This is a genomic window from Salinivibrio sp. ML198 (assembly GCF_001996015.1).
GTDB lineage: Bacteria > Pseudomonadota > Gammaproteobacteria > Enterobacterales > Vibrionaceae > Salinivibrio > Salinivibrio siamensis.
Window position 1 is genome coordinate 28,276 of record NZ_MUEZ01000017.1, and the last position, 18,394, is coordinate 46,669.

At 49.0% G+C, this 18,394-nt stretch carries 19 protein-coding genes; 10 read left to right on the top strand and 9 right to left on the bottom strand.

Annotation, left to right across the window (positions count from 1 at the left end; translation table 11 throughout):
- Positions 1–34: 34 nt before the first annotated feature.
- Positions 35–2,740 carry a bifunctional acetate--CoA ligase family protein/GNAT family N-acetyltransferase gene (locus BZG25_RS12325; RefSeq protein WP_077639143.1) on the bottom strand — a complete coding sequence of 902 codons (2,706 nt, stop codon included), beginning with the start codon at positions 2,738–2,740 and terminating at the stop codon, positions 35–37.
- Positions 2,741–3,023: 283 nt separating this feature from the next.
- On the opposite strand from BZG25_RS12325, the gene BZG25_RS12330 reads away from it, so the two are divergent.
- Both BZG25_RS12330 and BZG25_RS12335 read left to right on the top strand, forming a co-directional pair.
- Positions 3,024–3,509 (top strand): SPOR domain-containing protein, encoded by a 486-nt coding sequence (locus tag BZG25_RS12330; protein ID WP_198535227.1) that lies wholly within the window; start codon positions 3,024–3,026, stop codon positions 3,507–3,509.
- A gap of 229 nt (positions 3,510–3,738) precedes the next feature.
- The gene (locus BZG25_RS12335) at positions 3,739–4,743 is read left to right on the top strand and encodes a D-alanine--D-alanine ligase (RefSeq protein ID WP_077639144.1); all 1,005 of its coding nucleotides are present in this window, start codon (positions 3,739–3,741) and stop codon (positions 4,741–4,743) included.
- On the opposite strand, the gene BZG25_RS12340 is transcribed toward BZG25_RS12335, so the two are convergent.
- The gene (locus BZG25_RS12340; protein ID WP_077639145.1) at positions 4,744–5,697 is read right to left on the bottom strand and encodes a tyrosine-type recombinase/integrase; all 954 of its coding nucleotides are present in this window, start codon (positions 5,695–5,697) and stop codon (positions 4,744–4,746) included.
- A gap of 214 nt (positions 5,698–5,911) precedes the next feature.
- Here BZG25_RS12340 and BZG25_RS12345 point away from each other — a divergent pair, with 214 nt between their 5' ends.
- The gene (locus BZG25_RS12345) at positions 5,912–6,280 is read left to right on the top strand and encodes a DUF3319 domain-containing protein (protein WP_046075839.1); all 369 of its coding nucleotides are present in this window, start codon (positions 5,912–5,914) and stop codon (positions 6,278–6,280) included.
- Between the two features lie 94 nt (positions 6,281–6,374).
- Complete coding sequence (gene yciH, locus BZG25_RS12350) at positions 6,375–6,698, top strand: stress response translation initiation inhibitor YciH (protein ID WP_046075840.1); 324 nt, start codon at positions 6,375–6,377, stop codon at positions 6,696–6,698.
- Between the two features lie 69 nt (positions 6,699–6,767).
- Here yciH and BZG25_RS12355 read toward each other — a convergent pair whose 3' ends face one another.
- The gene (locus tag BZG25_RS12355) at positions 6,768–7,658 is read right to left on the bottom strand and encodes a TPR end-of-group domain-containing protein (RefSeq protein WP_077579138.1); all 891 of its coding nucleotides are present in this window, start codon (positions 7,656–7,658) and stop codon (positions 6,768–6,770) included.
- Positions 7,659–7,890: 232 nt separating this feature from the next.
- Between BZG25_RS12355 and BZG25_RS12360 the strand changes: the two genes are divergently transcribed.
- Positions 7,891–8,253, top strand: a complete 363-nt coding sequence (locus BZG25_RS12360) for a hypothetical protein (RefSeq protein WP_046075841.1) — start codon at positions 7,891–7,893, stop codon at positions 8,251–8,253.
- Positions 8,246–8,797: an RES family NAD+ phosphorylase gene (locus BZG25_RS12365; protein ID WP_077639146.1), complete on the top strand. Its 552-nt coding sequence runs from the start codon at positions 8,246–8,248 to the stop codon at positions 8,795–8,797. Before BZG25_RS12360 ends, BZG25_RS12365 begins: the two co-directional genes overlap by 8 nt.
- Before the next feature lie 279 nt (positions 8,798–9,076).
- Here the strand turns inward: BZG25_RS12365 and BZG25_RS12370 are convergent, their stop codons facing one another.
- Positions 9,077–9,799, bottom strand: coding sequence for an RES family NAD+ phosphorylase (locus tag BZG25_RS12370; RefSeq protein ID WP_241828718.1), 723 nt, complete (start codon positions 9,797–9,799; stop codon positions 9,077–9,079).
- Positions 9,765–10,169: an antitoxin Xre-like helix-turn-helix domain-containing protein gene (locus BZG25_RS12375; RefSeq protein ID WP_046076072.1), complete on the bottom strand. Its 405-nt coding sequence runs from the start codon at positions 10,167–10,169 to the stop codon at positions 9,765–9,767. The genes BZG25_RS12370 and BZG25_RS12375 overlap by 35 nt, the downstream gene beginning before the upstream one ends.
- A 284-nt stretch (positions 10,170–10,453) precedes the next feature.
- On the opposite strand from BZG25_RS12375, the gene BZG25_RS12385 reads away from it, so the two are divergent.
- The gene (locus tag BZG25_RS12385; RefSeq protein WP_077639148.1) at positions 10,454–11,488 is read left to right on the top strand and encodes a Gfo/Idh/MocA family oxidoreductase; all 1,035 of its coding nucleotides are present in this window, start codon (positions 10,454–10,456) and stop codon (positions 11,486–11,488) included.
- Positions 11,489–11,627: 139 nt separating this feature from the next.
- On the opposite strand, the gene chrA is transcribed toward BZG25_RS12385, so the two are convergent.
- Complete coding sequence (gene chrA, locus BZG25_RS12390; RefSeq protein WP_077639149.1) at positions 11,628–12,773, bottom strand: chromate efflux transporter; 1,146 nt, start codon at positions 12,771–12,773, stop codon at positions 11,628–11,630.
- Between the two features lie 461 nt (positions 12,774–13,234).
- Between chrA and BZG25_RS12395 the strand changes: the two genes are divergently transcribed.
- Entirely contained in the window at positions 13,235–14,149 is a 915-nt protein-coding gene (locus BZG25_RS12395) for a LysR family transcriptional regulator (RefSeq protein ID WP_046075863.1), read from the top strand.
- A 15-nt stretch (positions 14,150–14,164) separates the two neighbouring features.
- Here the strand turns inward: BZG25_RS12395 and BZG25_RS12400 are convergent, their stop codons facing one another.
- On the bottom strand, positions 14,165–15,325 hold the full coding sequence (locus tag BZG25_RS12400; protein ID WP_077639150.1) for a 1-acyl-sn-glycerol-3-phosphate acyltransferase: 1,161 nt from the start codon (positions 15,323–15,325) through the stop codon (positions 14,165–14,167).
- A gap of 194 nt (positions 15,326–15,519) precedes the next feature.
- Between BZG25_RS12400 and BZG25_RS12405 the strand changes: the two genes are divergently transcribed.
- Positions 15,520–16,191 carry a hypothetical protein gene (locus tag BZG25_RS12405; RefSeq protein ID WP_077639151.1) on the top strand — a complete coding sequence of 224 codons (672 nt, stop codon included), beginning with the start codon at positions 15,520–15,522 and terminating at the stop codon, positions 16,189–16,191.
- A gap of 34 nt (positions 16,192–16,225) precedes the next feature.
- Here BZG25_RS12405 and BZG25_RS12410 read toward each other — a convergent pair whose 3' ends face one another.
- Entirely contained in the window at positions 16,226–16,744 is a 519-nt protein-coding gene (locus BZG25_RS12410; RefSeq protein WP_077639152.1) for a nicotinate-nicotinamide nucleotide adenylyltransferase, read from the bottom strand.
- Positions 16,745–16,942: 198 nt separating this feature from the next.
- Between BZG25_RS12410 and nadE the strand changes: the two genes are divergently transcribed.
- Complete coding sequence (gene nadE / locus BZG25_RS12415) at positions 16,943–17,782, top strand: ammonia-dependent NAD(+) synthetase (RefSeq protein ID WP_077639153.1); 840 nt, start codon at positions 16,943–16,945, stop codon at positions 17,780–17,782.
- Positions 17,783–17,831: 49 nt separating this feature from the next.
- On the opposite strand, the gene BZG25_RS12420 is transcribed toward nadE, so the two are convergent.
- Positions 17,832–18,386, bottom strand: a complete 555-nt coding sequence (locus BZG25_RS12420) for an HD domain-containing protein (RefSeq protein WP_046075867.1) — start codon at positions 18,384–18,386, stop codon at positions 17,832–17,834.
- Between the last annotated feature and the right edge of the window lie 8 nt (positions 18,387–18,394).

Consider the following 18,394-nt stretch of genomic DNA (forward strand, 5'->3'; position numbering starts at 1 on the left):
CGTACGAACACAGTCGAAGACCGCCGAGACGCTCTTAATCGTTAATCGGCGGGTTTGGGTGCAAAGACAGTTGCATATCGACAATGCCATCTTCCATTTGCACATCAATACTAAAACCACATTTTTGTGCCAATGCGATCATCCCACGGTTATTGGGCATGGTCATCCCGGTGATCCGCGACAACCCCGCTTGACGACCATAATCGATGATGGCTTGCATGAGCACGCGACCTAACCCCACTCCTTTTAGGTCGGAGCGCACGAGCACGGCAAACTCAGCGTCGGTATTTTGTGGGTCAGCCAGCAAGCGTGCTACCCCCCAAATCTCTTCTTCGCCAGACGCAAGATGACAAGTAGCCACGAGTGCCATTTCACGGTCATAATCAATTTGGGTTAAATTAGCGAGCGCTTCATGGTTGAGCTCGCCGACGTCAGAAAAAAATCGACGATACAAATCTTCTTCGGACACTTTTTCTACGAAGGCTTTGTGCGTCGGCTCGTCTTCGGGGAGGATGGGGCGCAGCAGAATGGTCTGCCCGTTTTTGAGCTGGATAGACTGCTCAAGCTCTTTCGGATAGGGGCGTATCGCTAACCGCTTTTGTTGACTACCTGCGTAATCGCGCAATCGTAGGGATGCATCCAAAATAGTCAGCTCATTGCCAGACACCAATAAAGGATGAATATCGAGTTCATCAATTTCGGGGCAATCAATGATCATCTGTGACAGGGTCACTAAAAAGCGACACAAACTGGCAATATCAATGGAGATCGGAAAACCACGTTGTTTGATTTTGCCGCTCTTTATCGCGCCAATGACCAGATAACGTGCCAATGCCATGTTTAATGGCGGGATCGCAACGGCGGCATCTTTGGTCACATCCCAATCCGAGCCTCCCTCACCCAGCAGAATAATGGTACCAAATACGGGATCGTTGCTGATGGTGACCCGCAATTCTTGCGCGCCAGCGCGGGAAGCCATGGATTGAACAAGTAAGCCTTGAATTCGAGCCTCTGGGAACGTGACCGCGACGCGATCAACAATTGCTTGGGCGGCATTTGCGACTTCGGCGCCGGTGCGTAGATTGAGCATCACGCCTTGTACATCGGATTTATGGCGAATATCTGGGGAGCGGAGTTTTACCGCCACAGGATAGCCGACTTGCTCGGCAATTTGTGCCGCCTCGACGGAATCGGTGGCGAGCCATGTCGATATCACTTGCATGCCATAGGCTTCGAGCAAGGGACGGACTTCATGGGTGGTTAAGGTCAAATGCTCGATATCTTCTGCTTGATCGATAAAGGCGCGAGCGGCGGGCAAGTCGTAGTCCATACTCCCGGTTGAGGTGGGCGTTTCCATTAATTGCTTTTGATTGCGCCTGTATTCTACAAGGTGCATGTAGGCGGTGACGGCGCTTTCGGGTGTGCGATAGGTCGGGAACCCGGCGTGGGTAAAAGCGAGACGCGCGACCGTGGCATCATCGCCTTCGCCTTGCCAGTTGGTCAGAATATTGAATCGACGCGCGCGCGGGTTTTCTTTGAGTGAATGGATTATGGCCTTAGCGGTCGCTAGTCCTGGTGCCGTGACAGAAGGAGAGTGCATGATGAGCACGGCATCGGCATCGTCACTGTTTAGTACGATATCAATCACCGCTTGATATCTTTGCATGTCGGCGTCACCAACAATGTCAATGGGGTTAGTTTGCGACCAACTTTTGGGAAGGACCTGGTGCAATGCGTCGAGCGTCTGCTCGCTGAGCGTGGCCAGTTTGCCACCGGCATCCATGAGCGTATCGACGGCCATCACCGCCGGCCCACCCCCATTGGTAATAATCGCAAGGCGTTCTCCGCGAAGTGGTACCGAGTGAGAAAGCGTTTCAACAGCGGCAAAAAGCTCGTGGGTATTGTTGACACGTAGCATCCCAGAGCGGCGAATAGCCGCATCATAAGCGGCATCTAAGCCAATGTTGGTATGACTGAGCTGCTCGAGTGCGACAGAGCCACCTCGTGTGCGGCCACTTTTAAGCACGAGAATTCGTCGATCACGGGCAGCGGCACGAGCAGCTGATATAAATCGGCGCGCGTCGCGTATAGAGTCGACATACAGCAAAATGGCGTCGGTTTTACTGTCGCGACAAAGAAAATCGAGTAACTCTGGGAAGTCGATATCGCTCGCTTCACCGAGCGAGATAAAGGTGGAAAAGCCGATGCGTTTGTTCCGCGCCCAATCTAAGATGGTGGTACAAACGGCGGCTGATTGAGACACAAAGGCAATATTGCCTTTATTGGCGGGTACTGGCGCAAACGACGCATTGAGATTGAGCCAAGGTAAGATCATGCCAAGGCTATTGGGACCGAGCACCCGCATGGTATATTTCGCCGCGATCTGTTGCATCGCGTCGTACTGACTTACCCCCTCAGCATTTAATTGCCCCCGCATTCCCGCTGCTAGCACAATCACGAGCTTTACTCCGCGCTCGCCAAGCTGCTCAATAAGAGGAGGCGTGATCTCGCCACGCGTACAGAGGATGGCCAAATCAGGTACCAAGGGGAGATCTGCCACTGTTTTGTAGGCCAAGATACCGGCGACCGCTTGGTATTTGGGTGTCACGGGCATGATAGGGCCTTGGAAGCCGCCGGATTGCAAATTGCGTGTAACAACGTAGCCTGCACGACCACTGTGATCAGAGGCGCCCACCACCGCGATGGACTTTGGCTTGAGGAGTTGATCGATACCGGCCATGATGCCCTCCGTTGGTTTGACGAGTGCTTGCTTGTGGTGCGCAATGGCGCAAGCGTGTTCACAAGCCAGTTTATCGGTTCGCGCTTGAATTCAACGGTTTTTTTTAACGCAATGTGATCTCGGCATGGCAGAAAGTGAACCGTGAGATAGACTAAAAAACGACGTTTAACATGACTATCTGTGAGCTGTAGCCGGAAACCTCGTGCAAGAGGATAACTTTTGGTTGAATGGCTACTGGGTCGGGGGCACAATGAAGCAAACTTGGATAACTGACAGAATCACAATGAAAAAATTGGGCTTACTGGCCATCGCGATACTGCTAACTGGGTGCAGTAGCGGTGGCGTTACCACTGAAATCTACAGTCAGACAATTGAATCAACTGACAAGCGCGATACCGCGCAAACGGCAGACGCCGAGCCAATGATGAACACGGCCAAGCCTGAGCCGAAGCCGGCACCGAAAAAGCAAACGGTGAAATCAGCGACGCAAGGCGCTGGGTATACCATCCAAGTCGTTGCCCTTAGCCATGATAGAGGGTTCAGTGATTATGCCAAACGGCTTCCGAGCGACCAGCCATTATGGAGCAACAAAAAAATGGTAGATGGTTTGCCTTGGTACACCTTGTTGTATGGTGAGTACCCAAGCCGTGATGCGGCCAAGCGTGCGATTAAAGCGCTGCCACAAACGATTCAGCAATATGGTCCTTTTGTACGCGATATTAGTAAAATAAAACGGTCTTCAACACCTGAGATGATCCGTGTAAATTAATTCGCAAATTGGTGTGGTTGAAAAGAGCTGGCGAATGCCAGCTTTTTTGTTGCGTGGCGTTTATCCCTGTATTGTGGAGACGCATTGGCAGCACAGATTGAACAAACCTGCAGCAAATGGGCTCTAATCAACCAATAAAACGTCTCTGATAGATGAAAGCGAAACGGCATTTGTCTACTATGGCGTTAATGTCCGAATAGCGCGTTTCGACGCGTGATGAGAGAAGAAAATGACCAAACTCAACCTGCTTTTGTTATGCGGCGGCGGCGGAGCAGAACATGATATTTCCCTCGTGTCTGCTCAGTATATTGAATCACAATTGGCTAAATTACCGCGCATTAAGGTGCACAAAGTTGAAATGACCCAAGACGGGTGGCGCCTTGATGATGGCATGCGCTGTCACCTCGATACAGATGGCAACCTGTGCAGTAAAGTAGAACACACGCAAATTCACTATGTCGTGCCTTGCCTTCATGGCTTCCCGGGCGAAACAGGCGATATTCAGTCATTACTGACGATCACTGGCCTTCCTTATTTGGGGTGTGACGCGGAAGGCAGCCAGATTTGTTTTAATAAAATAACGTCAAAGCTATGGTTTGATGCACTGGGCATCCCCAATACTCCCTATGTGTTTATCACCGACCAAGGCGAGCAGAGTCAAGCACGTGCCTCCGCGTTTTTAGCCGACCATCAGGCGGTGTTTGTGAAAGCGGCGAGCCAAGGCTCCAGTGTGGGTTGTTACCACGTAACGGATGCAGCGCAGCTACAAGCGCGGATTGCCGATGCATTCACCTTCTCGGACCAAGTATTGATCGAAAAAGCCATCAAGCCGCGGGAATTAGAAGTGGCGGCGTTTCAAGTGGGCGATGAAATAATCGTGACACGGCCAGGGGAAATCCGTTGCCCTGAAGGGAGCTTTTACACTTACGAAGAAAAGTATAGCGAGGGTAGCCACAGTAATACCTATATTGAGGCAGAAGATCTGACCGAAGAGCAGGTCGAGGCAATTCGTTCATACGCATATCAAGCATTCAAGCAACTACGTTTAAAAGATATGTCGCGTATCGATTTCTTCTTAACGGAAGACAACGAAATCTTAGTTAACGAGATTAATACATTTCCCGGCATGACACCTATTTCTATGTTCCCCAAACTGATGGAGCACCATGGCTTGGCATTCCATGAATATTTGGCATCCTGTATTAGCACGGCCACGGGCCGACGGGTTAATTGATTAATCGGTGAGCTTTTTGCGTCGGTAACGCGACTTGGCTTGCTCACTGGCTACCGTGTTACCGACATATTGCGCTGGCATGGCTGGGCTTTTCCAACGTCCCATATACTGAATTTGTTTAATGGACATTCCCTGTTTCGCCAGCGATCGGCTCGCTCCCACACGCGGTGACTGGCCAGAGAAAGTGACCGACTCGTCTAAAAGTGTACTGGCTCGGCGGAACACGCGATAGATAGAGGAAGGGTCGAGAGGCGCTTCTCCTAGGTGACCATGTTTGTTGATTCGACGCAGTAGGGGACCTTGGCTGATCCCTGTTTTTTCGAGCCAGTCCATGAGCAGCGTTGCGGCTGATTCAGACAGCGGCACGCGTTGCTCTTTCACCAAAATGAATGCTTGGCCTTCAGCGGTGACAAGGTCCTCCACCGACAGGGCGGCTAATTCACTTCGCTTTAATAATCCTTCATAACAAAGCGACCAAACCAAGCGGTCTCGAATATCCTTTAGGCGCTTAGAGTTTGCAAGCTGCTGATTTAAGCTAGCTAAGTGATAGGCTTGAAAAGGTGTGGCTTCGCGGCTTTCCGGTAATTTCTCTTGCAGAAGGCGAGTCATTGCGTACTTCACTTCTCGATGCTTGCTCGGGTCTTTGAATTGGTGAAGCTTGTGCACCAAACCGACGGTGATAACCATTCGACGCACTGCAGAAATTTTGCGCTGGTTCGCCGTTATTTCAGCAAAACGTCGCAGTGTGGTGACGGCACAAGGAAGGGGCGTCACGTTTTGTTCTTGACAGAAAGCAACGAAAACGCGCCAGTCGTTGCGATAACTCAATAGCGAGTTTTTGCTGTAGGCGTTTTGTGTGATGGACGACCATTCTTCAATGCTTAATGCTCCAGTGTTAAAGCGAGTTTGACTTGCTTCAATGTCACTTGGGTCTAATGGTAATAATTTCTTCATAATGCACTATAACTTTTTATTGCTAGCACTAATATATCAGACATCAGTGCAAATTGTTTGAAACATATCTCAATTTGCCTATTACTCGGTCTATCAGCGGCTTAGGCTTGATGAAATTGCTCGAACAACACGTGATAATAGTCTAAAAATGAAGAATGTTCGTAATCCATTGCATACATAGGTATCGGATTATTGTTCGCGAAAGGAGAGAGCCATGACTCGACGCCTTTTTCATCGCGGGTATGCGATTGAGAAAACCGAGGGCAGCGGAGACATTACAGAAGAATACCGCGCTAGGTTAGGTGGAAAGGTGATATCAGGCAGCCTACAAGCGGTGAAGAAATCAATTGAATGGTGGGCGGACACCAGTACTTTGGTTGATCCTGCGGATCTCGAGGAGGAAGATGTAGACGGCACCGGAACGCGCCAAGTCGAGGAATACAAGGGCTTTCGTATCATGAATGATAACCCTGATAAAGACAGCAAAGGCTGGTATATGATTGTGCGTGGTAATTTGATGAAAGGCTCGCTGCCTGCGCTCAAACAATTTATTGATAAAAATGCAGAGCAACTCCGTGCTTAACACGGATAGTCACCGAGTTGCTCATTCTGTCACTGGCTGCTAAGTTGATTCAGCTTTGATATAGTGAGGTCAAACGCTTCAACGAGACAGAGTTATGTCTGACAATAATCATTTAGTTTACTCGACCGAAACGGGCAGAATTAAAGCCGAGCCAGAAAAGCCAAGCCGACCTAAAGGTGATGGCATCGTTCGTATTCAGCGACAAACAAAAGGGCGCAAAGGCAAAGGCGTCAGCCTGGTAACCGGGTTGGATCTTGATGATGGCGCGCTGAAACTGCTGGCCGCCGAGCTTAAAAAAGTGTGCGGGTGTGGTGGCGCAGTCAAAGAGGGCGTCATTGAAATCCAAGGGGACAAGCGTGATACCCTCAAGGCGCATCTAGAAAAGAAAGGCCATACGGTGAAACTGGCAGGTGGCTAGGTGTTAAAAACCACATCCTAATAGAAGTAAAAAAGGCAGCCCACGCTGCCTTTTTGTATTCCGCCTTATTTAAACTTGGCCTTCAGCATCAATCAAGGCATCAAAGCGCTCATTACCATGCAATGATTCAAAGTCCGCTTCTTCACGGGCGGCTTCGCGCAGCGACGCACTTTCTGCAACCGCCAGCTCTAAGTCAGACACTGCCTGATCTTCAGCCCCCAATCGCGCATAGGCGCACGCACGCTGGAAGAGGGCGTTGGCATTACGTTCATCCACTTCCAGTACGCGGTTACTGATGCTAAGCGCCCAATGGTATTCGCCCATTTCCATTGCCGCATCCGCCTTATGGGTGAGCGCCTCGAGGTCTCCAGGGCGGATTTTCAGGATTTCATTGTAAATTTCCATCCGCTGCTCAGGCGTCTGCGAGTGTTGAGCGCGTAGCCATAAGTTATGGATCTCGTTGATACGCTCAATCTCTTTATTGTTTTCTGCAATAATGCGTGTTTTACGCTTCAAGTCCCGCTCCAAGGCTTGGAACTTGCGTTCATATTGCTCTGCAATCTCTGACAGTTGTTGATCGGCCAACTCTTTGGTATTGGTTTTTATATCGCGCAACGACTGCCAACCAACCAATGCAATCAATGAGGCCGCACCGGCTATCAAATAAAAGAAGTAGGTCACCGTCACGTTGGCATAGTTCAATGACTTATCCGCTACGTCCAGCTCACGATCGGTAATTTCCGTCACCATTCGCTTTTCTAGCGCCTGGAAATCTGTTCTTAAGTTTCGGATTTCATCCAAAACGTATCTTTCCATCAACGGCTTATCGTAGATACTTTGCTCAGCATACGACGTCGGCTCTTTCGCCGCTTTGGTATGCTTGACATCGTTTTCATCTTCAGCAATAACACTGAAGCTTGCCAACGCCACGAGCAAACAAGCCCAAATGTGCGCTTTCATGGTTATCCTTATGTAACGAATCAGTTTAGAACTAGCGAGACTTTAGCAAACCTTCTGCAGACTAAAAAGGTTAACAGGTGGAATTCGCCGATAAGATGACTTTTCACAATCCGTCGCCCTACACGTGCCATGATTGGCACGTTAAGCAAAGCGCATACTCGCCTTGACAATAACCATACTGACAATCATATTGGATGTATATAAGTCAAATATTGTTGACATGGTGAGCGAAATGAACCAATCCATTTTAGATGCAGTCATGAACGCAGAAGGTATCGTCGAACCAAGCAAAATGGCCGCGTTCTTCCATACCAATTTGAAAGAAATCGCGTCTTTGTCTGGATTACCTTATTCCACGTTAAGCCGCACAGAGCGATACTCAACGATCAAGGCACAGCAACAACTGCGTAACTGCACTGAAGTGATCAACCGAATCCTTCCGTGGACGGGGAATGAATTTCATGCCTACGCATGGTATCGGAGCGAAGGATTACCAGAGTTTGGCGGATTAACCGCAGAGCAACTGGTTAAACACGATCGAATGGACGCGCTGAGAGCCTACCTTAACCATACGAGCGAAGGCGGTTATGCGTAAAGAAAAGCTACAGGAATACCTATTTCGCTTTGAAGGTGCGGTATTTCGTGGCCATAACCCTCGCTGGTCATACGCGCCTAACAGTGGGGAAGGAGCAAGACGCAATGGTGGACGCTTTAACCCCAAAGGCGTTGCCGCTCTGTACACCTCATTGTCTCAATCGGGTGCATGGGTAGAGGCTCAGCAGGGGTTTCGTTTTAAAGCTCTGCCTTTGACAATATGTCAGTATGATATCGACTGTGACAATGTACTCGACCTGACCGATGAGACAGTGCTGCTAAACTGTGGCATCAAGCCCTCGACGCTAAGCTGTGCTTGGTTAGATCAAGTGACCCAGAGCCAAGCTCCCGATAGTTGGCACTTATCGAAACAGCTTATCAGTGCAAAGGTCAACGCCATTATTGTGCCCAGTTTTGCGCGTGGCGCCACCCGAGAGATGAAAAATATCGTATTTTGGCGATGGCGTGATACGCCACCCAACATGATTAAAGTGATCGATGACTTTGACGAGCTGACGCTTCAATGCGGTAAAAGTATAAGATAACGCAGATCTGTTTGGCTCATCACCGCGCGCTTGGAGCAGCTTAGGTCAAGCGGAGCATTTGAACTTAGTTGATTAAAGAAAGTGGTGATTAGCTATTTTATGGTAAATGGGCACTTATGTTGAATCGTCGCGTCAGAATACTCAAGAGGGAGAAAAATGGAGGTGAGGAGTCAAGGCGCTTGTCTTATCAATGCCAATATTCACCTGTTAAATACTTTATTTAACATAACATACATAATGCGTACTGAGGGTTTGTTTGTTAACATACAATCGCGTCGATTACGCCATTGAGTAAATCTTCTCGACCTGACTGATTTCTTTTCCGTTCCAAATCATTTCTGCATGGAAGCATTGTATGACGTCGCTAACAACTTGTGGCGTAGACATCGCCCAACAGCTCCCTTTTTCATTTCGTACTGAGTTGTAGCGGATCCCTGTTAATGTATCATCTTGCCGAACCTGACGACCAAGCGTCTGTGCCGCGGAGTAATCAATAAGGTCGTAGATTGGATCGGTCATTGGCTTATCGCATACATCAATCACTTTATCGTCATCAAATGTGAAACGAAGCGCCCTAAACACCAAGCGATCATAATGAAGCCCATTAACATCAGTCCAATACTTGCGCTGGTGATACATGACTTCCTTTAAAGCGGTTTGTTCGGTGTCGCCGATATACAGCATTCCAAAGCTGCCATCAGCGAAACGTGAACCATCACGATTAATGTGAGTAAAGGCAGCGACAGCATAGCTACGCCCACGCTCACAGTGGTACGGGATTTCTTCCGGCTTAATCAGGGATACATCGCCCACTTCATCGCGAATACGTGGATTCGTCAATGCTTGCAGTTGATACATCACCTCAAAGTCCTCAGGGTTGAGGACATCATCAAACAAGTCAATCGTCGGGTACTTAGACGGAATAAGCCTATATCCTACCGCTTGATTTTCTCGAGCATTCAGCATTTTATCCCCACTGACCTGAACGTAACGCGTCGACACGACAGAACACTTCGTAGAGGTCAGCAAACTTGCCGCTACTAATAATAGATAAAGGAGTCCGCCCTTCAAAGTAAGCGTTTTTGTTCTCCATAGACATGAACCCCTGAACGTTCTCTTGGTTATCGAAGATGATTCGAAGACTACCGTGGATGTTTGCGATGTAGCTTAAACGCTCAAGCTGATCATCATCCATAGATATCGTGTCTGGGTTAGCCTTATACTTTTGGAACGTAGACCTTGGTATGCGAAGAATTCGTTGCATGTCTGCTCCGGTACATCCCCATCCTTCCATTATGTTTACAGCAGCCTTGAAGCCGACCTGAGCCATTCTCTTCTTGTCTGCCGCTTTTAGTGCTTGTGCTGCTGTCATATCATTCACCATTTCATGTTTGCACACTCTCATTGTGGACCTAATGTTTAATTTTGTCCACAATGAGACCGATAACCTTACACAGCTCGCGACATTTTTTCGTCTTGGGTTGACCAAACCTCGCAACCATATCAACGATCTAAAGCATTCTTCTGATTTCGCCCTTTTGTATGCCTTAGCGCATTTAACAGCGACGCGTTATCACTCCTCATCTCGCTTGGATTGATTGGCATGTCGATGTCCGATAAAGTGCTGATAATACGTCGTCAATGCGAGTGAGCTTTATGATAAAAACAGCTTTGGTGGGTTTTGGCTTTTCTGCCAATACATTTCATGTTCCTTTTCTGAGCGCAATCTCTGAGTTTGCTATCTCAGCTGTCGTGTCCAGTAAACCCGATCAGGTTGCACAACGGTTACCTAAAGCGGCCTGCTTTGATGATCTCAGCACCTTATTAGCACAACAAGCCCCGGATTTGGTGGTGATCACCACGCCCAACCATCTCCACTACCAACATGTTAAACAAGCATTAGAAGCCGGTTGTCATGTCTTAGTGGAAAAGCCTTTTGTCACCAATAGTCGTGATGGCCTTGAGCTGGCCGCGCTGGCTAAACAGAAAGGCTTAGTATTGTGCCCCTACCATAACCGCCGCTGGGATGGTGATTTTCTCACTCTGAAAGGCTTACATCTTGCAGGCGAGCTCGGTGACATCAAAGTCATGCACTCTAGCTTTAATCGCTACCGCCCAGAGGTTCGTCAACGGTGGCGTGAGCAACCAGGTGAAGGCGCTGGTATCTTGTATGATTTGGGCTCACATTTAATTGACCAAGCACTGCACTTATTAGGGGATCCGAATGCGGTTTCGGCCAGTTGCCGCGCACTCCGCCCAGGCAGTGAGACGACAGATTACTTTCAAGTCACCCTGCATTACCCAGACAAAGAGGTGGTTCTCTCCTCAAGCCCCTATCGATCTGGGACCACAGAGCGTTTTGTTGTTCATGGTGAAAAAGCGACCTTTAGTACGTTTGGTTTAGATATCCAAGAGGATCAACTACGCGCCGGTTTAATGGTCACCGTCTCCGGTTTCGGAGAACAAGCGTATCAGGGAATGCTAGAGATTGGTGACAGCGTCACACCTGATCCCTTGACCTTAGAAGATGGCCAATACCATCGACTATTCGACGGGTTAGCTCAGGCAATTACAAATGACCAACCCTCGCCTGTTTGCCCTATCTCCGCCAGCAAAGTTATCTATGCCATTGAGCTGGCACAAACAGCCTCTGATACGGGCAGTCGCCAACCCTGGCAGTTCCAAGCCTGATCCTCACCAATTGATGAATAAAGCTTAGTTACATTGACAGATGTGACTGAGCTTTTTTCGAACAACCACTAAAGTTATAGTGCATTATAATGCCAAAATGTAGCCCAGAACATGGCAGGGCTACAAAATTCGGCGCGTATTACGCGAGAGTAAACTGATACACCATCATCAATAGGAGCAACCAAAACACTGAAACACGCCACTTGATAAGTGCCATTAAACCTAGCGCTATCGGCAATAAATCAAGGGGTTGCGTATAGGCAGACACCCATACAGGTTGGTAAAGCGCGGCAGCGAGTAACCCCACGACACTGGCATTAATGAGGCTGATCGCACCGGCTAAACGAGGCTGCGTTTTCACCGCCTCCCAGATAGGTAAAACACCAAACATCAGCAACGCGCCAGGCAAGAAAATCGCGATAGTGGCAATAATACTGCCCCAAAGCGGTGACAAGCCATCAATACTGGCACCAAGGTAGCTCGCCATCGTGAACATAGGGCCAGGCACAAGCTGTGCCGCCGCATACCCTTCAATCAACGCAGAATCTGTGACAACGTCACCAACTATGGGCTCAAGTAAAGGTAGCACGACATGGCCACCACCAAACACAAAGCTCCCTGCCTGATAGAAAAGATTAAACACTTGTACCCAAAGTGTCTGGTTAAACAACCAAGGCACCGTTAGCAATAATAAAAACAGGCCAATAATAATGGCACTACGACGCCACGCAATAGACACGGCAGTGTGGCTCTGCTGCGGTTTTGCAAACCCTATTGCGCCAACCATGCCGGCGACCAAAATGGGCAGAATTTGGTACAACACGCCTGAAGGCGTCAGTAACAACCACAATGCCGTTATAACTGCGACAGCGGCAGTCACCCACGAGCTGACAAACTTTTTACCCATCGACACCGTCGCATCAATGACGACCACCACCGCCAATAACTTCGCCGCACTGATGATCGTTGCCACCCAGTCTGCTGCCTGCGCGCCACTGTTTAGTACCGCCACTGCTGTCAATAAGGCAAAGGAAGGTAAGGTAAACGCCACAAATGCGCCGAACGCCCCCAGGTACCCTGCACGCTGATAGCCAATATACATGCCTAACTGGCTACTTCCCGGACCGGGTAAAAACTGACTGATTGCCAGACCCGAAGCAAATGTTTCTTCGCTTAACCATCGCTTATTTTTGACAAAAACCCGCTCAAAATAACCCACATGGGCGGCGGGCCCACCAAAGGACATACAGCCCAACAAAAAAAACTGTTTGATCAACTCAATCATTGCTCACCTCCTGCTAAGAGTGTATGCGAATAGAACAATGAATAAAAACAAGACATTTCGATTAAATGAATCGATTAAATTAATAGATAAACAAGGCGTAGCGCCGTATAATCGTGATATGTAATTTTACAACACAAACAAGAGTGAGTGCTTACAACTCTAAAAGTTAAGTGTCTACTCAGAGAAACAGTCATTATTTTTACATATAAAACAATATTTTGTATGTTGTAATGATTATCGTGATAATGAAGGTAAGGTGATCATCTCTCGCTTACAAAGGCAAAAAGTCGTGCTCTCATAGAAGTGTCGATGTCACAACATATTCGCATTTAATAAAATAGATTCGAGGCAGCATAGATGACCACCCCAGACGAACATAATGCGTGACATTGTCACACACATTCCTGACAGCCGACGTTATGTGGTAGTCTCACCCTATTGATGAAATGGATGTGCGTAGAATGCTCGATTACCTTCAACAAATCGTTGTGCTAGCGGCTGTTGCGCAAGAGCAGCACTTTACTCGCGCAGCAGAAAAACTAGGAATTTCTAAGTCCCAGGTCAGTAAACAAGTTCGCTATTTAGAGGATCGGCTCGGTGTGCAGTTGGTGCAGCGCAACACGCGTTCCGTATCGCTTACCGAAGTAGGCAACAGATATGCAGAATACGGTAGCCAACTGATCGCCACGTTGGATGAAGCTGAGGCAATGGTGGCAGGCTATCGGAATGAAGTGACAGGAAAACTAAAAATTGGGGTCGCACAGTCGTTTGGCAATACATTAATGACGCGCCACTTCGCTAAATTCCGCCAAGCTTATCCCGCGCTTAATCTTAACATTAACCTTTTTGACCACCGCCCTAACCTCGTCGAGGAAGGCTATGATTGCTGGGTCGCGATCCATGAACATCCTCCTGAAGGCATGGTGGCGCGAAAGCTGGCTGATTGCCAATTTAAACTGGTCGCGGCACCCAGCTACCTAGAAGCGAGAGGCACACCACAACAACTGGGTGATTTGCGTCAGCACGATTGCATTACCTATCAAAGCCGTGAACGCCGCTATGATAAATGGCCGTTTGTAAAAGCGGGCATAGAGCAAGTGGTGCATGTTAGCGGACAGTACACAATAAATAACGCGCCCGCTGTGCTAGAGGCGGTAAAGGCGGGACTTGGCATTGCCTATTTAGCTACTTACCTTATCAACGAGGAAATAGAAAAAGGCGAGCTTATTGAGCTCATTCCTGAATGGAAGCCTTGTCTTGAGTTACCCATTTACATTGTTTACCCAAGACGCAAGCATCTCGCGCCCAAAGTGAGAGAGTTTGTCGACTTTATGCTGCAAGAAATTGGCGATCCCCCGACTTGGGATCGCCCTTAATTGTGACGCCGTCACTTATCGCTGCTCAGCAGTGAGACCGCTGGTCGGCGTATTGGAGGTTGGCATCGTCTTTGATTGGTTGAGTACCGGGTTTGCGTACATTTGGCGCAAGTAATCACGTGCCGCGTCGGGAGCCTGAGCAAGCTTTTGCTCATATAAGCGCTGCTCTGCTGGCGTGACACTGTCATGTTCTACCCCAGCGGCAATATAATTTGCGGGGTATAAACGGTATAACTGGTGGATTTGCGCATCAATTTTCGCGGCCATTGACTCGGGCGTGTCTTGTGACAACGTCACAGGTTCACCAAACGCCACGTGCACATGCCGTTTATCTCCGACAATCCCTTTCACAATGGTTTGAATGTCTTCAAACTCGCTTTTTTCGTAGGCGCCAAGGCGATTGACCGCATCTAATTCAGTCGCTTTGTCCACATCACACGGGTCATTTTGATAAGAGATAGCCACAGGCACCACATTCAGTGCCTCCATGTAGGCATCAAACGCTTGCTTACGTTTTCGCCCTTCCATAAAGAACATTTTTAAGATCGCCGGATCCGTGACATCTTGACCGGTCTTTGCCCGCCCCTCACGCTGAGCAATCCAGATAGATTGCCCCTCATCCAGCGATAAGCGTAAATAGGCAGAAAGCTGTGATAGCGACTTCATCATTTCACGTGGTGCTTTGGCAGAGCGTTTGACGATAAAACTTTTATTGAGCTTCATCAGCTCGGTCGCACACGGCTTACGCAATAAGTTATCACCAATGGCAATCCTCACGGTATCAAGCCCTTGCTGATGCAAGCACCAGTTTACTAACGCGGGATCCATGGCAATATCTCGGTGATTCGAGACAAAGAGGTACGCTTTATTCGGATCCAACTTTTCTATGCCTGAAACCGTGACTTTGTCGCACGTTGTTTTAATCATCTTGCGCATGTAACTGGCAACATGCAGTTGAACATCCTGCACTGTTTTGATGTTGTTCCACTTTTTGGTTAGATACAGTTTCAGCGCTGGCTTTAAAAGCCAACCAAGTGGGCCAGACGCATGTGGATAGCGATAAGACAAGATCGCATTAATGAACTCATCATCTTGGATGAGGCGCTGAATCGCACTGGGAACTTCGTCGTCGTGATAAGGACGAATCTCTTGATAGGGATCGTTAACTGTCTGCACTTTCTTCCATTATATCGAGTAAAAACCGCGCCATTCTACGCAGTCAACAAAGGATTCAAAGTGAACCCACCGAAATTTTACACAGGTTGGAGGTCAGACCTTCAAGCGGGTTAAGAGTTCCACTTGCCGTCCTTGACTTGACCTCGCCAACAAAAGTGCTCACCATTGCCGCCTTATTACATCGAGACACGGTTATGAAGAACACGAGCGAATACACTCTTTATCACACACCCTCATTGATATTCACCCCTCGAAAACGTCGCTACACAGCGAACCTGCTTTATGTTGAGGACGGTTTGGTGCTTGTTCGCTTAGGAAAAACAGATATCCCTGTCTATACCGGTCAGGGGTTCTGGCTACCTTTTGAGTGCCTTCACGCACTGACCATCACGCCCGATACCCGTTTACACCAATTGGCCGTATCACCACGCACACAACACCCTCTCCCTGAGCGCGTGGGGCATGTTGTTTTGCCTCCATTACTGACCGCTGGCTTGATAGAACTTGGCACGCCGACAGCACCCGTATTAACGGCACAGCAATCGCATCACATTCAAGCCGTGCTGCTTGACCAAATCATGCATCTGGCTCCGACGCAACAACTCGATACGCCCACGCAAGCGCTGGCAGATTGTGCGGCGTGCGCCCAAACAGGTCAGCCACCGGTGAGCGCAGCGCAACACTACCAATTACAAGCACTCACCCAGCTAACCATTGCACAACTGCAAGAGTATTTTACCGTTCGACAACTCAGAGCGGCGATAAAGTCCGGTAAAACACCGCAGCGCGCGGCTGAGTCGGCCGGACTCTCCACAGCCGACGCTGACACCCTGTATACCCGCTATGCCTGTGTGTTTGAACGCTAAACGCGCGTGTTCTTGAAAACGCACCGATAGGCCGTTAGCGACAAAAGACCGTCTCGTTCAGCTGTGCTGCGATACTGGGTGTGGTGAGATCATCAATCGGTAAGCCTTGCGCCAGTCGTTCACGAATATGTGTACTACGCACCACCACCGTCTCAGGCATCCCTAAGACTGACCAGCGAGAGAGTATTTGCGCACTATGCGCAAATTGGCCAAATTTGAGCAAATTATCAGGGCCAACGACGAACGTGAGTGCTGCATCAGGGTAATCGCGCTGTAACGCGGAAAGCAGCATGTATGTCGTGACAGCGTCACCTTTTTGCCCTAACGACGCCTCTCGCTGACACACGTGTAGATTCGGTAAGCGCAAATCATTAATCAATGCCTGTACCCACCCGCATCGTGTCTCGTAAGGTGCCATCATTTTGCCCCATGCGTGTTTATAACTTGGCACTAGCAGCACCTTGTCAAAATGACACAATTGCGCCAAAACAGACGCGTGACCTTGAGTGGGTGGATTAAATGCACTGCCAAATACGGCTATTTGCTCTGTCATTATACGCTCTTCGCCAAGTCATTCTCGCGTTTAGGGATTACGCGAGATGATGCCATGAATCTGACCAAAAGCCTAACCTGTCACCATCAACGTGAGGAGATTCACTCGCGCTATACCCAAGCCAACAGAGATCATGCACAATAACCCCATAGCGTCTTCATTTACATCGTATGCCAGAGTGATTGAGAGGAACATAAGATGGAACACCAGATCCGCGAAGCCATGTGCGTTCAACCGAATATCGATCCTGAGACAGAGATCCGTCGTCGCATCGCTTTTATCAAAACCATGTTGCAACGTTCAGGGACACGTAGCCTCGTGTTAGGTATCAGTGGTGGTGTCGATTCGTCGACATGTGGACGACTGGCACAGTTAGCCGTTGAAGAGCTTAACCAAGAAGTAAGCAACGACCACTATCAATTCATTGCGGTTAGGTTGCCCTATGGCGAACAAAAAGACGAAGACGAAGCGCAACTCGCACTGTCTTTTATTAAGCCGAGTAAAACCGTCACAGTAAACGTTAAGCCGGGTGTCGATGGTAACCACCAATCGGTTTTAGACGCGGTATCTACCGTTGGCCTACTGCCCGATAATGATAGCCATATTGATTTTGCTAAAGGCAATGTCAAAGCACGCGCAAGAATGGTGGCACAGTATGAAATAGCAGGATTAACCCAAGGGCTGGTCATCGGTACCGATCATTCAGCTGAGAACATCACGGGTTTTTATACCAAGTTCGGCGATGGTGCGTGTGATCTTGCGCCGCTCTTTGGTTTAAGCAAGCGCCAGGTTCGTCAACTCGCGGCCACATTGGGGGCGCCAGACATCTTGGTGCATAAAACGCCCACCGCTGATTTAGAGGACTTATCACCGCAAAAAGCGGATGAAGATGCGCTACAGCTGACCTATGAGCAAATAGATGATTTTCTTGAGGGCAAGCCTGTCGATAACGCAGTTAAGGAGAAAATCATACAGGTTTACCAAGCCACGCAGCACAAACGTCAACCGATTCCGACAATTTATGACCTCGATATCTGATTGATAGTCTTGGGAATTGAAGAGAAAAGCGTGTCGAGCTTAGCCTGAGTCAAGAAATGGATGCGTGCAGTTGATGATCTGGGTGCCGGTCTGCTTGTTGGCCGGCATCAATCAAGCCATCAAGCTCACGCCAGAGGTGATCACATAACCCTGGCCGATACACCGCGACCCGGAAGCCTCCATGCTCGCGTTGATATTGTAAAAAACGCGGCGGACTGTGCTCACTACTGGCAATCACATTGGCTAAACGGTCACAGGTTTTTACCACTAATGCTAGCCACGCAGCTTCATCGCTCGGATCGAGCGCGATCAAACGCTGGTTCAATGCGCGCTTTCTCTCTTCCCGGCTTGGCCGTCGGGGATCCGTCACGAGCATGACCGCCCTGGCAACCGTTGGGCCGAAAAGTGCTGAGATCTCGTCAACACGTGTGGCGGTATCTTCCAAAATGTCATGCAATTGCGCCACAATGCGTGCTTGCTCACCAAAGGGCGCGGCAATGCGCTCAACATGATCAAGGTGACAACGATAAGGCTGGGCACCATAACGTTGCAGTGCGTGCCGCACCCTCGCCCACTCGCGCGCCTTTTCAAGCCGATTGCTCATCCGACACT

Excerpts from the sequence above, each read along its gene's own strand:
- BZG25_RS12325 (WP_077639143.1), bottom strand. The coding sequence starts at position 2,740 with ATGGCCGGTATCGATCAACTCCTCAAGCCAAAGTCCATCGCGGTGGTG.
- BZG25_RS12330 (WP_198535227.1), top strand. The coding sequence starts at position 3,024 with ATGAAAAAATTGGGCTTACTGGCCATCGCGATACTGCTAACTGGGTGC.
- BZG25_RS12335 (WP_077639144.1), top strand. The coding sequence starts at position 3,739 with ATGACCAAACTCAACCTGCTTTTGTTATGCGGCGGCGGCGGAGCAGAA.
- BZG25_RS12340 (WP_077639145.1), bottom strand. The coding sequence starts at position 5,697 with ATGAAGAAATTATTACCATTAGACCCAAGTGACATTGAAGCAAGTCAA.
- BZG25_RS12345 (WP_046075839.1), top strand. The coding sequence starts at position 5,912 with ATGACTCGACGCCTTTTTCATCGCGGGTATGCGATTGAGAAAACCGAG.
- yciH (WP_046075840.1), top strand. The coding sequence starts at position 6,375 with ATGTCTGACAATAATCATTTAGTTTACTCGACCGAAACGGGCAGAATT.
- BZG25_RS12355 (WP_077579138.1), bottom strand. The coding sequence starts at position 7,658 with ATGAAAGCGCACATTTGGGCTTGTTTGCTCGTGGCGTTGGCAAGCTTC.
- BZG25_RS12360 (WP_046075841.1), top strand. The coding sequence starts at position 7,891 with ATGAACCAATCCATTTTAGATGCAGTCATGAACGCAGAAGGTATCGTC.
- BZG25_RS12365 (WP_077639146.1), top strand. The coding sequence starts at position 8,246 with ATGCGTAAAGAAAAGCTACAGGAATACCTATTTCGCTTTGAAGGTGCG.
- BZG25_RS12375 (WP_046076072.1), bottom strand. The coding sequence starts at position 10,169 with ATGACAGCAGCACAAGCACTAAAAGCGGCAGACAAGAAGAGAATGGCT.
- BZG25_RS12385 (WP_077639148.1), top strand. The coding sequence starts at position 10,454 with ATGATAAAAACAGCTTTGGTGGGTTTTGGCTTTTCTGCCAATACATTT.
- chrA (WP_077639149.1), bottom strand. The coding sequence starts at position 12,773 with ATGATTGAGTTGATCAAACAGTTTTTTTTGTTGGGCTGTATGTCCTTT.
- BZG25_RS12395 (WP_046075863.1), top strand. The coding sequence starts at position 13,235 with ATGCTCGATTACCTTCAACAAATCGTTGTGCTAGCGGCTGTTGCGCAA.
- BZG25_RS12405 (WP_077639151.1), top strand. The coding sequence starts at position 15,520 with ATGAAGAACACGAGCGAATACACTCTTTATCACACACCCTCATTGATA.
- BZG25_RS12410 (WP_077639152.1), bottom strand. The coding sequence starts at position 16,744 with ATGACAGAGCAAATAGCCGTATTTGGCAGTGCATTTAATCCACCCACT.
- nadE (WP_077639153.1), top strand. The coding sequence starts at position 16,943 with ATGGAACACCAGATCCGCGAAGCCATGTGCGTTCAACCGAATATCGAT.
- BZG25_RS12420 (WP_046075867.1), bottom strand. The coding sequence starts at position 18,386 with ATGAGCAATCGGCTTGAAAAGGCGCGCGAGTGGGCGAGGGTGCGGCAC.